The sequence below is a fragment of the Kitasatospora sp. NBC_01287 genome, assembly GCF_026340565.1.
In the GTDB taxonomy this organism is placed as follows: Bacteria; Actinomycetota; Actinomycetes; order Streptomycetales; family Streptomycetaceae; genus Kitasatospora.
The window spans coordinates 4,428,693-4,443,485 of the sequence record NZ_JAPEPB010000001.1 but is presented as its reverse complement, the minus strand read 5'-3'; the positions used below and the strand labels follow the sequence as shown (position 1 = coordinate 4,443,485).

Annotated in this window: 13 protein-coding genes, 1 tRNA gene and 1 pseudogene; 7 read left to right on the top strand and 8 right to left on the bottom strand. The window is 69.9% G+C overall.

Features of this window, described 5'->3' with window-relative positions:
- The first annotated feature begins 73 nt into the window (after positions 1-73).
- Entirely contained in the window at positions 74-202 is a 129-nt protein-coding gene (locus tag OG455_RS18885; protein ID WP_266295252.1) for a hypothetical protein, read from the top strand.
- Between the two features lie 3 nt (positions 203-205).
- Here the strand turns inward: OG455_RS18885 and OG455_RS18880 are convergent, their stop codons facing one another.
- The 6 genes from OG455_RS18880 to dnaK form a co-directional block, all read right to left on the bottom strand.
- On the bottom strand, positions 206-826 hold the full coding sequence (locus tag OG455_RS18880) for a hypothetical protein (protein ID WP_266295250.1): 621 nt from the start codon (positions 824-826) through the stop codon (positions 206-208).
- 652 nt (positions 827-1,478) lie between these two features.
- The gene (locus OG455_RS18875) at positions 1,479-2,543 is read right to left on the bottom strand and encodes a helix-turn-helix domain-containing protein (protein ID WP_266295248.1); all 1,065 of its coding nucleotides are present in this window, start codon (positions 2,541-2,543) and stop codon (positions 1,479-1,481) included.
- Positions 2,544-2,676: 133 nt separating this feature from the next.
- Positions 2,677-3,183 carry a helix-turn-helix transcriptional regulator gene (locus OG455_RS18870; protein ID WP_266295246.1) on the bottom strand — a complete coding sequence of 169 codons (507 nt, stop codon included), beginning with the start codon at positions 3,181-3,183 and terminating at the stop codon, positions 2,677-2,679.
- 7 nt (positions 3,184-3,190) lie between these two features.
- A complete protein-coding gene (gene dnaJ, locus OG455_RS18865) occupies positions 3,191-4,339 on the bottom strand; it encodes a molecular chaperone DnaJ (protein WP_266295244.1) in 1,149 nt (382 codons plus the stop codon).
- Between the two features lie 90 nt (positions 4,340-4,429).
- A complete protein-coding gene (gene grpE, locus OG455_RS18860; protein WP_266295242.1) occupies positions 4,430-5,050 on the bottom strand; it encodes a nucleotide exchange factor GrpE in 621 nt (206 codons plus the stop codon).
- Positions 5,047-6,894 carry a molecular chaperone DnaK gene (dnaK, locus tag OG455_RS18855; RefSeq protein ID WP_266295240.1) on the bottom strand — a complete coding sequence of 616 codons (1,848 nt, stop codon included), beginning with the start codon at positions 6,892-6,894 and terminating at the stop codon, positions 5,047-5,049. Before dnaK ends, grpE begins: the two co-directional genes overlap by 4 nt.
- Positions 6,895-7,243: 349 nt before the next feature.
- On the opposite strand from dnaK, the gene OG455_RS18850 reads away from it, so the two are divergent.
- The 4 genes and pseudogenes from OG455_RS18850 (at position 7,244) to OG455_RS18835 (ending at position 13,029) form a co-directional block, all read left to right on the top strand.
- Complete coding sequence (locus OG455_RS18850; protein WP_266295238.1) at positions 7,244-9,481, top strand: (Fe-S)-binding protein; 2,238 nt, start codon at positions 7,244-7,246, stop codon at positions 9,479-9,481.
- A gap of 291 nt (positions 9,482-9,772) precedes the next feature.
- Positions 9,773-10,846: pseudogene (locus tag OG455_RS18845) on the top strand (sugar phosphate nucleotidyltransferase); the annotation flags it as partial.
- 221 nt (positions 10,847-11,067) lie between these two features.
- Positions 11,068-12,015: a Yip1 family protein gene (locus tag OG455_RS18840; protein WP_266295236.1), complete on the top strand. Its 948-nt coding sequence runs from the start codon at positions 11,068-11,070 to the stop codon at positions 12,013-12,015.
- A 120-nt stretch (positions 12,016-12,135) separates the two neighbouring features.
- The gene (locus OG455_RS18835) at positions 12,136-13,029 is read left to right on the top strand and encodes a metal-dependent hydrolase (protein ID WP_266295234.1); all 894 of its coding nucleotides are present in this window, start codon (positions 12,136-12,138) and stop codon (positions 13,027-13,029) included.
- A gap of 64 nt (positions 13,030-13,093) precedes the next feature.
- Here the strand turns inward: OG455_RS18835 and dcd are convergent, their stop codons facing one another.
- Positions 13,094-13,678, bottom strand: coding sequence for a dCTP deaminase (dcd, locus tag OG455_RS18830; protein WP_266295232.1), 585 nt, complete (start codon positions 13,676-13,678; stop codon positions 13,094-13,096).
- Positions 13,679-13,785: 107 nt separating this feature from the next.
- On the bottom strand, positions 13,786-14,007 hold the full coding sequence (locus tag OG455_RS18825; RefSeq protein ID WP_266295230.1) for a hypothetical protein: 222 nt from the start codon (positions 14,005-14,007) through the stop codon (positions 13,786-13,788).
- Positions 14,008-14,227: 220 nt separating this feature from the next.
- Here OG455_RS18825 and OG455_RS18820 point away from each other — a divergent pair.
- Both OG455_RS18820 and OG455_RS18815 read left to right on the top strand, forming a co-directional pair.
- A tRNA-Gly gene (locus tag OG455_RS18820) sits at positions 14,228-14,298 on the top strand.
- Between the two features lie 167 nt (positions 14,299-14,465).
- On the top strand, positions 14,466-14,669 hold the full coding sequence (locus OG455_RS18815; protein WP_266295228.1) for a hypothetical protein: 204 nt from the start codon (positions 14,466-14,468) through the stop codon (positions 14,667-14,669).
- The last annotated feature ends 124 nt before the right edge of the window (positions 14,670-14,793 follow it).

The following is a 14,793-nucleotide window of genomic DNA, read 5'->3' as shown; positions in this document are numbered from 1 at the left end:
TGCGCGCGAGTTCCGACGGTCCGCTGCTGGCGCGGGGGTTGACGCAGCGGGGGACCGCGAAGCGGCTCGCGGGGTGAGCGGGCGGACGGTGGCGGGGCAGATCTCGCGGCTGCGGGAGCGCTACGACACCGACACCCTGTTCCAACTCGGCCGGCAGCTGCGCGCCGCCGCGCGCACCGCCGATGGGCCGGCCGGGAGTTGAGGGTCAGCCGGTGGCCGCACCGGTGCTCGGCCAGGTGTCGTAGGCCGTCCGGGCCGCCGGCACGGGCTTGAACTGCTCGCCGGGGGCGGTCCAGAAGCCCTCGCGCAGCGAGAGCGCCATGCCGGCCCAGTCCAGCGCGGTCTCCACGATGTGCCGCAGGCTCTCCTGCGACCAGCTGTCGTCGAAGACCAGCGGCAGCACCGGGGCGACCTGCTCGATGGTGGCGATCAGCGGGTTGTGCGTGATCGCCTCGTCCACCAGCAGCACGATCGGCTTGCGCAGCGCGGAGCCCCAGCCGAGCTCCAGCGAGACGCCGGCCGACAGCGGCGAACCGACGTAGGCGAAGACCAGGTCGGCGGTCTGCATCGCGCGGAAGTCGGACGGCACCCGCGGCTCCGGCGCCCGGCCCTCCACCGTCCACGCGTCGCTGTGGTGCGCGCTGAAGACGGCCGCGCCGCTGCGGAGCAGCGAGCTGCGCAGGGCGGTGAGCCGGGTCCGGCTGGCGAGCGTGACGACGCTGTCGGCCGGCCCGGTCAGCCGCATGAGCGGTGCGGCGAGGAAGACACGGGCCCGCCGGCCTTCGGGGGCCTGGGCTGCGTGCTGGCGCATGTAGGGCTCACTCATGGCGATGGCTCCGGGGGAGTGGACGATCCTGCGCAGTGTGGTCTCCGCAGGTCAAGCGGGGGGCATGGGACGGGGGGAGGCGGTTGCTGACGCCGCTTCGGAGCCGGGGAGCTCGGAGTCCGTCCGCCCACTGATCGTCACCGCTGGCGGCACATGCCGTCCACAGAACCGGTGTGTCATCTCGCTGACTGGCATTTGGATGACACCGAAGGCGCGGGTGCCGACTCTGATGGCACTTCGACAAAGGCGTGTCATATTTATGCCTGGCAGCACGATGCCAGGTGTATCTCGATACCTGAGCTTGCCCTGAGGGCAGAGTATGGCTTTGATAAACGTTGTTCGCCTGGTGTGCGAAGGCGGGTATCAATGGCCGTTATATCACGTTCATGACAAGGAGGCACCGCATGCGTCGTGCACCTCGATCCGGGGTCCGAGCGCTGGCGACGGCTGCTGCTATCGGTGTAGCCGCGCTGGTGCCGAGTGTGACTTCGGTGCTGATAGTTCACGCGGCTGTCGTGAGGCCCGATGACACTGTCTGGCACACACAGCCGGCCATGGTCGTGTCACCGGACGACACTGTCTGGCATACGGACATGGTCTCGGGCGCAGCCTGAGGAGCGCGGCTTACATCGCTGCGCGCACGCGAGGTTGCTCAGCGTGCAGATGCGTCAGGGAGGAGGGACGGTTCGTCCTGAGGCGGGGGTTCCATCTCTTCGTAGAGGCTGCTCGGAGTGTTCAAGGCCATGCGCCAGCCGAGTTGGAACAGCGTCTCGGAACCGTACTCCTCTCTGAACTCTGCAATGTGCCGGGCAAGCGTCCGTTCGCTGATTCCGAGATTGCGGGCGATGACTCGATGGCCGACGCCTTGGATCATCATGCGCAGGATGTTCGTCTTCATGCGGGAGATGACCTCCGGCGGGACTTCGGTTGCCCCGAGAAATGGGCTGGACCGGTCCCAGAGGCGCCCATACGATTCAACCATGTAAGCGACGATCGCCTTGTCGCTGATGAAGGCGGCTTTCTCCAGGTCACCCTGGACCGGAATCACGGCCACTCTCCGGTCGATGATGAAGAGCCTGGTGAACGGCTCTTCCAGGGTCCTGACCTCGCCGCCTTCCTCGGTCACGCGCTCGACATAGTGCCTGGCGGGTGCGGAGTACCGGGAGCTCGGGTGGTAGAGAACCCGCCGGGCCACTCCCCTGCGCAGCAGGGACAGGTCGCTTTCCAGCGCTGCGTCGTCGACGTGGGCCTGGCGCCGGCTTCCGCCCGGTTGAGCGGTGAGGATCTCAAGCTGGGCACCTTCGACAAGTGACACCACGCGCTGGCTGATCTCCACTACACCGTGGATGTGCTCCACCGGCCCGCCTGGGTGGAACTGCTGTTCCAGCGACTGGTATGCATGACTGAGTTCCTGTACGGCACCTGGTATGGACACGGCCTGGCGCAGTAGGGAAAAGGCCTGCTTCTGCCATGTGGAACTGAGCCGGTTGGCCAATCGATGGGGATCCGTAACGGTCGCGGTCGATGGCCTTTCCTGGCTGAGGACCAGCAGACCGAGCTGGGCGAGTTCAGCTCGGGCCTCGCTGGCGTCCGACTCGTCGAACTCGATAGTTCCGCCTGCTGATATGACTTGTAGATACAGGGCCTTGGCCTCGGCAGACAGGAACTCGACGTGGTCCTTCTCCACCTCGCCAGATCCGTTGCCTGTCGAACTCATCCCTGTTTCTCCCTCCCGGGAATCTTGGTCGCCTCCAGCTCTCAGCACTCTACGCAAGCACGGCAGCGCTTGGCACCCCACCATCCGGTGGGGTTCCAAACGCTCCCGTTCGTTCCACTTTCCCGCCGCCCCGCTACCGCCGAGGCCGCCACACCACCAGCGCGCTCGACTGCTGTGCCGGCTGGTACGGCACCAGGTCGCGCCGGTAGGAGGCGTGCACCGCGGCCTCCCTGGCCTGGAGCGCCGCGCCGGCGCCCTCGACCGCGCTGGCGAGCTCGGCGACCCGGGACTGCAGGGCGGCGACCTGGTTCTCCAGCTCGATGATCCGCTTGATCCCCGCCAGGTTGATGCCCTCGTCCTGGGAGAGCCGCTGGACCTCGCGCAGCTGCTGGATGTCCCGGGCCGAGTAGCGCCGGCCGCCGCCGCCGGTGCGGTCGGGGCAGACCAGGCCGAGGCGGTCGTACTGGCGCAGCGTCTGCGGGTGCAGCCCGGAGAGCTCGGCGGCCACCGAGATCACGTAGACCGGGGTCTCCTCGGTCAGCACGTAGGCCGGCCCCGCCTGGGCGGCCCGGCGGGCCCGGGGGCCGGGGCCGCCCGGCAGGCCCTCGCCCAGGCCGACGCCGATGGAATCGGGGGTCATGGTCAGATCACGCTCCCTCCGCCGCCTTGAAGAGGGCGGCACGCGGGTCCTCTGATGCGGTGGCGTCGCGGTACTGCTCCAGTGCGCTCAGGGCCTCGCCGCTGGTCTCCGGCGGAACCGTCACCTCGACGGTGACCAGCAGGTCGCCCCGGGTGCCGTCCTTGCGGGTGGCGCCCTTGCCGCGGGCCCGCAGGGTCAGGCCGTTGGCGCTGCCGGCCGGGAGCCGCAGTTTCACGGCGGGGCCGTTCAGGGTCGGCACCTCGATGGTGCCGCCCAGCGCGGCCTCCGGGAAGGAGACCGGCACGGTCACCGTGAGGTTGTCGCCCTTGCGCCCGAAGACCGGGTGGCTGGAGACGTGCACGGTGACGTAGAGGTCGCCGGGCTGGCCGCCGCGCTCGCCCTGGGCGCCCTTGGCCTTGAGCCGGATCCGCTGGGCGTCCTGCACCCCGGCGGGGATGCGCACCTGCATGGTGCGGGCCGAGCTGGCCCGGCCGCTGCCGTGGCACTCGGTGCACGGCTCGTCGACGATCATGCCGCGGCCCTTGCAGTCGCGGCACGGGTCGGAGAGCGCGAAGGCGCCCTGGCCCCGGCTGACCGTGCCGGCGCCCACGCAGGTCGGGCAGACCCGCGGGGTGGTGCCGGCCTTGGCACCGGTGCCGGAGCAGACCCGGCAGGCGGCCTGGCTGGTCATGCGCAGCGGTACGGTGGCGCCGTCCACCGCCTCCTCGAAGCTGAGCGTGACCTCGGTCTCCACGTCCGCGCCGCGGCGCGGCTGGGCCTGCCGGCCGCCGCGGTTGAACAGGCCGCCGAAGACATCGCCGATGCCGCCGCCGCTGCTCGTCTGCGAGCCGTTGAACAGGTCGCCGAAGTCGAAGCCGTAGCCGTTGCCGCCCGGGCCGCCCGAGCGCATCCCGCCGGCGCCGAAGAGGCTGCGGGCCTCGTCGTACTCCTTGCGGCGCTTGTCGTCCGACAGGACGTCATAGGCCTCGGAGATGTCCTTGAAGCGGTCCTCCGCCTTGGTGTCGCCCTTGTTGGCGTCCGGGTGGAACTCGCGCGCGAGCTTGCGGTAGGTCTTCTTGATCTCCGCGGTGGTGGCGTCCTTGGGCACACCGAGGACCTTGTAGTAGTCCTTCTCCACGTAGTCCTTCGTGCTCATGGCTGCTGCCACCTCCCGGGCTGGGTCGATACGGCGCTGCGGAGCCGCGCGTCACCGAAGGCGACGCGCGACCCCGCAGCGCACAGCGTGTCAGTTCTCGGCCGCACCGTCAGCCTCGGGGCCCTCGTCGCCGGCCTCGGCGGAGGGGCCGTTCGTCGACTGGGTGCCCGGCTGGGGCTCGGCCACGGCCACCATCGCCGGGCGGATGATCCGCTCGCCGATCCGGTAGCCGGGCTGCAGGACCTGCACACAGGTGTCCTCGGTGACGTCCGAGGAGTAGCTGTGCATCAGCGCCTCGTGCAGGTTCGGGTCGAAGGGCTCGCCCTCCTTGCCGAACTGCTGCAGGCCCAGCTTGGCGACGACCGTCTCCAGGTTGTCGGAGACCGACTTGAAGCCGCCGGTCACCTCGCCGTGCTCGCGGGCCCGGCCGATGTCGTCCAGCACCGGGATCAGCGACTCCAGGATGTTGGAGATGGCGATCTCGCGGACGGTCAGCCGGTCGCGCTCGACCCGCTTGCGGTAGTTCTGGTACTCGGCCTGCAGCCGCTGGAGGTCGCCGGTGCGCTCGGTCAGCTCGCGCTTGGCAGCGGCCAGTTCGTCGCCGTCCGCCGCGGAGGCGGCGCCCTTGAGCGCCTCCTCCGCGGCCTGCACGACGGCTTCGTCGGCGTTGGAGTCGTCGCCGGGCTCCACGCCCCGCGCCTTCTCCGTCATGCGGCACCGCCCTTGGGCTTCTCGTCGTCGATGATCTCGGCGTCGACCACGTCGTCCTCGGGCTTGGCGTCGCTGTCGGCACCGCCCGCGGCACCCGCCGCACCGGAGGCGTCGGCGTTGGCGTAGAGCGCCTGGCCGAGCTTCTGGGCGGTGGTGGAGACCTTCTCGGTGGCCTCGCGGATGGCCGCGATGTCCTCACCCTTCAGGCTCTCCTTGAGCTCGCCGATCGCCGTCTCGACCTCGGTCTTGACGTCGGCCGGGAGCTTGTCGGTGTTGTCCGCGATGAACTTCTCGGTCGAGTAGACGAGCTGCTCACCCTGGTTGCGGGTCTCCACCGACTCGCGGCGCTTGTGGTCCTCCTCCGCGTACTGCTCGGCCTCGCGCATCATGCGCTCGATGTCGTCCTTCGGCAGCGCCGAGCCGCCGGTGACGGTCATCCGCTGCTCCTTGCCGGTGCCCAGGTCCTTGGCACCGACGTGCATGATGCCGTTGGCGTCGATGTCGAAGGTGACCTCGATCTGGGGCAGGCCGCGCGGGGCCGGCGGCAGGCCGGTCAGCTCGAACATGCCGAGCTTCTTGTTGTACGCCGCGATCTCGCGCTCGCCCTGGTAGACCTGGATCTGCACGGAGGGCTGGTTGTCCTCGGCGGTGGTGAAGATCTCCGAGCGCTTGGTCGGGATCGTGGTGTTGCGCTCGATCAGCTTGGTCATGATGCCGCCCTTGGTCTCGATACCGAGGGAGAGCGGGGTGACATCGAGCAGCAGGACGTCCTTGACCTCGCCCTTCAGCACACCGGCCTGCAGCGCGGCGCCGATGGCGACGACCTCGTCCGGGTTGACGCCCTTGTTGGCGTCCTTGCCGCCGGTCAGCTCCTTGACCAGCTCGGCGACGGCCGGCATGCGGGTGGAGCCGCCGACCAGGACGACGTGGTCGATCTCGGAGAGCGAGATGCCGGCGTCCTTGATCACGTTGTGGAACGGGTGCTTGCAGCGCTCCAGCAGGTCCGCGGTCAGCTGCTGGAACTGGGCCCGGGTGAGCTTCTCGTCCAGGTGCAGCGGGCCCTCGGCGGAGGCCGTGATGTAGGGCAGGTTGATCGAGGTCTCGGAGGACGAGGAGAGCTCGATCTTGGCCTTCTCGGCCGCCTCGCGCAGGCGCTGCAGCGCCATCTTGTCCTTGGCGAGGTCCACGCCGTGGCCGGCCTGGAAGACCTTGACCAGGTGGTCGACGACCTTCTGGTCCCAGTCGTCGCCACCGAGGTGGTTGTCGCCGTTGGTGGCCTTCACCTCGACGACGCCGTCGCCGATCTCCAGCAGCGAGACGTCGAAGGTGCCGCCACCGAGGTCGAAGACCAGGATGGTCTGGTCGTCCTTGTCCAGGCCGTAGGCCAGCGCGGCCGCGGTCGGCTCGTTGACGATGCGCAGCACGTTGAGGCCCGCGATCTCACCGGCCTCCTTGGTGGCCTGGCGCTCGGAGTCGGAGAAGTAGGCCGGGACGGTGATGACGGCGTCGGTGACCGTCTCGCCGAGGTAGGCCTCCGCGTCGCGCTTCAGCTTCTGCAGGATGAAGGCGCTGATCTGCTGCGGGTTGAAGTCCTTGCCGTCCAGGTTGATCTTCCACCCGGTGCCCATGTGGCGCTTGACCGAGCGGATGGTCCGGTCGACGTTGGTGACCGCCTGGCGCTTGGCGACCTCGCCGACCAGCACCTCGCCGTTCTTGGCGAAGGCGACGACGGACGGCGTGGTCCGGGCGCCCTCGGCGTTGGTGATGACGGTGGGCTCACCGCCTTCGAGAACACTGACGACCGAGTTCGTCGTGCCGAGGTCGATACCGACCGCGCGTGCCATCGCAAATACCTCCACGTAAGAGTTGAGCTGTACGGGCTCAAGCATGCCTGAGGCCCGGGGCAGCGTCAACAGGGCTGAGCCGGAGGGGCTCAACTTTATTGCGCCTTTATGTGCAATCGGCGGCCCGCGCACTGCGAAGGAGTGAGGCGGGGGCGACGTGACTGCCGCCATAGCTTGCGCATCTTCTGAACCAGCGTTAACGCGCGGTAGTGTCCGGCCCGATCCCCGAATTAAGTTACCGGCGAGTACACTGCCGGATCGGGGGACCGCTGTACCCGGAAGCCGGGTACCGGACCCCCGTGACCCAAGACCGCCATCGCCCCTCGCACCCGCAGGAGACGGAGAGCCGATGCAGCTAGCAGCGATCGTCATCTCGCTGATCACCACTGTGATCGGCATCGCGCTCGCCACCCGTGCGGGCATGTTCATCTACCAGGTCGTCAGGACCGGCCAGTCGGACGGCACCCGGACCGGGCAGCCGGTCCAGCGGGCCAAGACGGTGGGTGTGGAGTTCCTGGGCCACACCCGGATGAACCGCTGGGGGGTCGTCGGCGTCGCGCACTGGTTCGTCGCGGTCGGCTTCTTCACCCTCTTCCTCACCCTGGTCACCGCCTTCGGCCAGCTCTTCGACGCCGAGTTCGTGCTGCCGGTGCTCGGCGGCTGGCTGCCGTACGAGCTCTTCACCGAGCTGATCGGCACCTTCACCACGCTCGGCATCCTCACCCTGATCGTGATCCGGCTGCTGAGCCTGCCCTCCCGGGCCGGGCGCAAGTCGCGGTTCGCCGGCTCGATCGCCTGGCAGGCCTTCTACGTCGAGTACACGATCCTCGGCATCGGCATCTGCATCATGATGCTGCGCGGCATCGAGGGCGCGATGGCGGGCGTCGGCTCCTACGAGGTCCGCTACCTGGTCTCGTACCCGCTGGTCGCCGCCTTCCACGGGCTGGCCCACGGCACCCTGGTCAACCTGATCTACATCTTCGCGATGCTGAAGATCTGCATCTCCTTCGCCTGGGCGATCACCATCGGCGTCAACCCCTCGATGGGTGTGGCCTGGCACCGCTTCCTGGCGTTCTTCAACATCTTCTTCAAGCGCGAGGAGGACGGCTCGGTCGCGCTCGGCGCGCTGCGGCCGATGACCAGCGGCGGCGCCCCGATCGACTTCGAGGACCCGGCCGAGGACGCGGTGTTCGGCGTCTCCCAGGTCGAGCACTTCTCCTGGAAGGGCATCCTCGACTTCTCCACCTGCACCGAGTGCGGCCGCTGCCAGTCGCAGTGCCCGGCCTGGAACACCGGCAAGCCGCTCTCGCCGAAGCTGCTGATCATGAGCCTGCGGGAGCACGCCTTCGCCAAGGCGCCGTACCTGCTGGCCGGCGGCGGCAAGGACGCCGAGGGCAACGAGCTGGCCACCGCCGAGCAGCTGGCGGGCGTGCCCGCGGCCGCGCTGGCGGAGGCCGAGCGCCCGCTGATCGGCACCGCGGAGGAGAACGGGGTCATCGACCCCGACGTGCTGTGGTCCTGCACCACCTGCGGTGCCTGCGTCGAGCAGTGCCCGGTGGACATCGAGCACATCGACCACATCGTCGACATGCGCCGCTACCAGGTGATGATCGAGTCCTCGTTCCCCACCGAGGCCGGCACGATGCTCAAGAACCTGGAGAACAAGGGCAACCCGTGGGGCATGGCCACCAAGGCGCGCCTCGACTGGGTCAAGGAGCTCAAGAAGGAGACCGGCATCGAGGTGCCGGTGATCGGCGCTGACATCGAGCCCGCCGAGGTCGAGTACCTCTACTGGGTCGGCTGCGCCGGCGCGTTGGAGGACCGGGCGAAGAAGACCACCAAGGCCTTCGCCGAACTGCTGCACACCGCGGGCGTCAAGTTCGCGATCCTCGGCAAGGAGGAGTCCTGCACCGGTGACTCGGCCCGCCGCCTGGGCAACGAGTTCCTCTTCCAGATGCTCGGGGCTTCGAACGTCGAGACGCTCAACGCGGCGCTGGAGGACGCTCCGAAGAAGCGGATCGTGGCCACCTGCCCGCACTGCTTCAACACCATCGCCAACGAGTACCCGCAGCTCGGCGGCCACTTCGAGGTGATCCACCACACCCAGCTGCTGCAGCACCTGATCGACGAGGGCAAGCTGGTCCCGGTCAACCCGGTCGAGGGGCTGATCACCTACCACGACCCGTGCTACCTGGGCCGCCACAACAAGGTCTACAGCCCGCCGCGCGAGATCATGGACAAGGTCCCCGGGCTGCGCCAGCAGGAGATGCACCGGCACAAGGAGCGCGGTTTCTGCTGCGGTGCCGGCGGCGCGCGGATGTGGATGGAGGAGCGGATCGGCAAGCGGATCAACACCGAGCGGGTCGAGGAGGCGCTGTCGCTCAACCCCGACATCGTCTCCACCGCTTGCCCGTTCTGCCTGGTGATGCTCTCCGACTCGGTCAACGGCAAGAAGGCGTCGAACGGCGGCTCCGCCGCGGGCCCGGGCGTGGCGAAGGAGCACCTGAAGGTCGTCGACGTGGCGCAGTTGCTGCTGGACTCGGTGAAGGCGCTGCCGACGGAGGTCGCCGAGCCCGCGGAGGTCTAGTCCTTCCGCACGGGTATTCGGCCCGGGCGCTAATGCGGTCGCGCCCCGATGTCTCACATATGATGCCTGCCCCGGGTGCTGTTCACCCGGGGCAGGCTGCTGAATGACAAGAATGCATATTCTGAACGAAATCGGGATCGCGGCCCGGGTCGCGCCCACTCGGAGTGGGGGTCCGACCGCGCGTGCTTGGCAGGCAGGTCGGCGCCCCGACGAGCACCACGCACCCAAGCGACGGCCCTGGCACCACTCCGAGCCAGGTCGCTGACCGGAACCAAGGGGAGAAACGCGAAGATGACCCAGGCGATCATGCTGGTCGGCGGTCAGGGCACTCGGTTGCGCCCACTCACCACGCACACCCCCAAGCCGATACTGCCGGTCGCGGGCGTGCCGTTCATCGCGCACCAGCTCGCCCGGGCCGCTGCCGCCGGGGTGACCCGCGTGGTGCTCGCCACCTCCTACCTGGCCGAGGTCTTCGAGGAGCACTTCGTCAACGGCTCCCCGTACGGCCTGGAGCTGGTCTACCTGACCGAGGTCGAGCCGCTGGGCACCGGCGGGGCGATCCGCAACGCCGCCGAGGGCCTGACCTGCGGCCCCGACGAGCCGGTGCTGATCTTCAACGGTGACATCCTGTCCGGCCTGGACATCGCCGCGCTGCGCGAGGGCCACGTGGTCTCCGGTGCCGATGTCACCCTGCACCTGACCCGGGTCGAGGACCCGCGCGCCTTCGGCCTGGTGCCGACCGACGTGACCGGGCGGGTGCTGGAGTTCCTGGAGAAGCCGGAGACGCCCGAGCAGATCGTCACCGACCAGATCAACGCGGGCTGCTACGTCTTCACCCGTTCGGTTATCGATCGCATCCCGGCCGGCCGGGTGGTCTCGGTCGAGCGCGAGACCTTCCCCGAGCTGCTGGAGAGCGGCGCCCTGGTGCGCGGCGTGGTGGACAGCTCGTACTGGCTGGACCTGGGCACCCCCGCCGCATTCGTGCGCGGCTCGGCCGACCTGGTGCTCGGCCGGGTCGACTCCCCGGCCGTTCCCGGCCCGACCGGGGACGCGCTGCTGCTGGACGGCGCCACCGTGGACCCGGCGGCGGTGCTCAGCTCGGGCACCGTGGTCGCGGCCGGCGCGGTGGTCGCGGCCGGCGCGATCGTCGAGGGCAGCGTCGTGCTGCCCGGCGCGGTGATCGGCGCGGACGCCTTCGTCAAGGACTCCATCGTGGGCGCCTTCGCCACCATCGGCGCGCGCACCTCGCTGGACGGTGCGGTGATCGGCGACGGCGCGGTGGTCGAATCCGACAACGAGCTGCCGAACGGCATCCGGATCGCCTGCGGCACGCTGCTGCCGGTCGGCGCGGTGCGGATCAGCGCGGGCCCCGGCGGCTGCCCGGCCGGTGAGACCTCGGCGGCCGCCGTGCACGGCTCGGTGCTGCAGAAGTAGCGGGCTCCGGCCGCCTCCGTGGCCGCCTCCGTGGCCGCCCCCGTGGCCGCCTGCTGGCGGCCGCGGGGGCGCCGCGTCACAGCCCTGCTGCAATCCCCTTGGGTACGCGGGACGGTGGGGCCGCCGGTCACCTTTCCGGGTACCTTCGGAGGGTGGCTGGCAACGGATATCTGAGCGGGAGCGGTTGGGGCGGCGGCGAGCGCGACCACGCCGCTCCGGCGGCGGCGTACGAGCCGACCGAGCCCTACGGGGTGGACCCGTACCGGGCGGACCAGCCCGGGCACACGCGGGCGTTCGCGGTCGACCCGGCGGGGCAGCCGCTGGGGGAGTCGCCGGGTGAGCCGTACTACTACGGCGAGCAGCCGCAGCAGGGCTACCGGCGCGACCAGCCCGAGGCCACCTACCCCGACGCCACCTACCCCGACGCGCCGGCCTACGGGCAGCAGCCGCCGTGGTCGCGGCCCGCACCCCGGTCGCGGGCCCAGGGCCGGCCGGAGTCGCCGGACCACGTCGCGACCTACCGGGCCGGTGGCCGCACGGCCCCGCGCACCGGCGGGCCGCGGCTGCGCTGGCGCGAACTGCTGGCGGGCCTCTACCGGTCCCCGACCCGTACCTTCGACCAGATGCGCGACCACCAGGTCTGGCTGACCACGATCACGGTCTCCCTGCTGTACGCGGTGCTCGCGGTGCTCGGCTTCGGCGACACCCACGACGAGGTGGTCAACTCCACCTTCCCGGTCGCCGCCTGGTCCCTGTTCGGGGCCGCGCTCGTCTTCACCCTGGCCGGTCTGATGCTGGGCTCCGTGACCTACGCGCTGGCCCGCCAACTCGGCGGCGACGGCCCGTGGGCCTCGACCGTGGGCCTGTCCGTGCTGCTCGGCTGGACCAGCGACGCGCCGCGGCTGGTGCTCGCGCTCTTCCTGCCCTCCGACAACGTGCTGGTGCAGGCGGTCGGCTGGGCGACCTGGGCGTTCTTCGCGGTCCTGCTGACCACGCTGGTCCGCCGGGTGCACGACCTGCCCTGGGGCAAGGCGGCCGGCGCCGCCTCGCTGCAACTGCTGGCCCTGCTGGTGCTGATCAAGCTGCCGACGCTGGGCTGACGGTCGCGCGCGGCGGGCTCGGGTGCGCCCCCTGCCCGGCTCGCCGCTTCGATTCCGCTGTTCTTCAGCCCCTCCCGATCTTTTTCATCCCCCTTGATCCCCACTGCACGGAGCAACCGAATGACCCTCCCCACCACCCGAGTCAGCTTCCCCGGCGGCGCGGTGACCGGTGAGTCCACCGTCCTGGCAGGTCACCCGCTGGGCGACGGCCGGTACGGCGTCGTCACCGCGGACACCCCCTTCCACCCGCTCGACCACACCTGGCCCGACCAGCCCGCCGACACCGGCACGCTGACCGCGGGCGGCGTGGCGCTGGCGGTGGTGGACTGCCTCACCGCCGCGGTCGATCAGCAGGGCGGGGAGCTGCTGGTCGGCGCCGACATCCCGGTGCGGCGCGGTGACGAGGCCTGGTCCTGGCTGGTGCTGCACGTGCTCGCCGAGGAGCCGGCCGAGCCGCTGGTGGGCCGCACGGTGACGCTGGCGGTGGACGCCGAGCGCCGCACCGCGCTGAGCGCCGCGCACACCGGCTGCCACCTGCTCGCGCTGGCGCTGAACGCCGCGCTGGCCGACCGCTGGCGCAAGGACCCGGGGCGGGCGGACGCCTTCGGCAACCCGGACTTCGACAGCCTGGCGATGGCCTCCTCGGTGATGGACACCGAGGCCAGCACCGACGTCTACCGGCTCGGCAAGTCGCTGCGGAAGAAGGGCTTCACCACCGAGGCGGCCGACGAACTGCCCGCCCTCGCCGAGGCGCTGCCCGCGATCACCGCCGACGTCAACGAGCGCCTCGCCGCCTGGGTCGCGGCCGACGCGCCGGTGCGGGTCGAGGTGCCGTCCCCCGAGCTGACCGCCCGCCGCCGCTGGCGCTGCGAACTCCCGGTCGGCCCGGCGGACATCGCCTGCGGCGGTACCCACCTGCACCGGCTCGGCCAGCTCTCCGCACTGGAGACCGAGTTGACCTTGTCGGCGGACGGCGCCGAACTCACCGCGGTGACCCGCCCCAAGCGGGTCTGACCGGCCGGGCTCCTCAGCTCCTTGCCATTGCCCCTGTCACTGCTCCTGTTACTGCTCCTGGCCGCTACTTCTCCGAGATGTCGGTGCGGTGGAAGTTCAGGAACGAACGCGACGGCGTCGGCCCGCGCTGCCCCTGGTAGCGCGAGCCGTACCGCGCGGAGCCGTACGGGTGCTCGGAGGGCGAGGAGAGCCGGAACAGGCAGAGCTGCCCGATCTTCATCCCCGGGTAGAGCTTGATCGGCAGCGTCGCGACGTTCGACAGCTCCAGCGTGACGTGCCCGCTGAACCCCGGGTCGATGAAGCCGGCGGTGGAGTGCGTCAGCAGCCCGAGGCGCCCCAGGCTCGACTTGCCCTCCAACCGGGACGCCACGTCGTCCGGCAGCGTGATCACCTCGTACGTCGAGGCGAGCACGAACTCGCCCGGGTGCAGGATGAACGCGTCATCGCCGTCCGGTTCGACCAGCCGGGTCAGGTCCGGCTGCTCCTCGGAGGGGTCGATGTGCGGGTACCGGTGGTTCTCGAACACCCGGAAGAAGCGGTCCAGTCGGACGTCGATGCTCGACGGCTGGACCATGGCAGGGTCGAACGGGTCGACCACGACCCGGCCCTTGTCGATCTCACTACGGATGTCTTTGTCGGAGAGCAGCACGCCACGAGGTTACGTGCTCGCGAGCGCGTCCTCCCAATCCGTTCACCATCCGGTGCCCTCCCGCACACGCGTTCCGCATCCAGGAGGGCACCGTACGACCGGCCCGCTCAGGCCAGGAACGGCGCGGCCTCCAGCCGCAGCGCCCGCGCCAGTTGCGGTGCCGTCAACGCGCTCACATCCGCCGGCACCGAGCTGCGCATCCGTCCGCACCGCGGACAGCGGATCAACCGCCCCGGCCCGAGCCGCCCGGCCCCGAGATGCTGCATCGGGAACGCGCCGGTACTGAACAGGTGCCCTTCGGCACAACGAACAACGGTCCGCTGACCCATCGATCCCCTTCCCACACTTCCCCAACACGGCCGAACCCCCACCAGAGCCGGGGCCTCGGCCGCACCACGACAGCGTCACATTAGGGGATCTTCCGGACACCCTTCACGACGCCTCGCCGCCTGCCGCGCGGCGCCACCGTATCCGCGGCAGGTGTTTCGGCGCAGGGCGGGGGATGGGGTAGCATGATGCATGATCGAGCCGTCGCTGACGGGTCATCACGCGGGCGTAGTTTAATGGTAGAACATGAGCTTCCCAAGCTTATAGCGCGAGTTCGATTCTCGTCGCCCGCTCAGAGGTAAAGCCCCAGGTCAACGGCCTGGGGCTTTCTTGTTGTCTGGATCAATTTGAGGCTGGCGCACGACTGGCGCACGACTGTGTACCTCGAAGAGGGGCAGTGGGCGTCGGATGCAGGCTTGGTCGAATATTTGATCGATCCCTCGCGGCCGGGCGACTGGTCATGGCCTCGGTGCACAAGGAGATCCGCCAGCCCGACCGGCCGGCGCCCGCCAAGGGCGGCCACCTGGCCGTCATCACCGGCCATGAGGACGGAACCCTCACATTCTGCAATCCGTCCGGCCGTACAACTCAGACACCGGATGCCGAACTGCCCGTGGAGACGTTCGCTCAGTTCTACGCAGAACGCGGAGCCCCCCGGATCTGACGCGGCGGAGCGCTGGGGGAGGAGAGCACTCCGCCCGGCGCGGACCTTCGGCGCCATGCCGGGCGGAGGCGGCCGGTCGGCTACTCGCCGCCACACTGGCAGCCGCACGAGCAGCCGGGGGCGC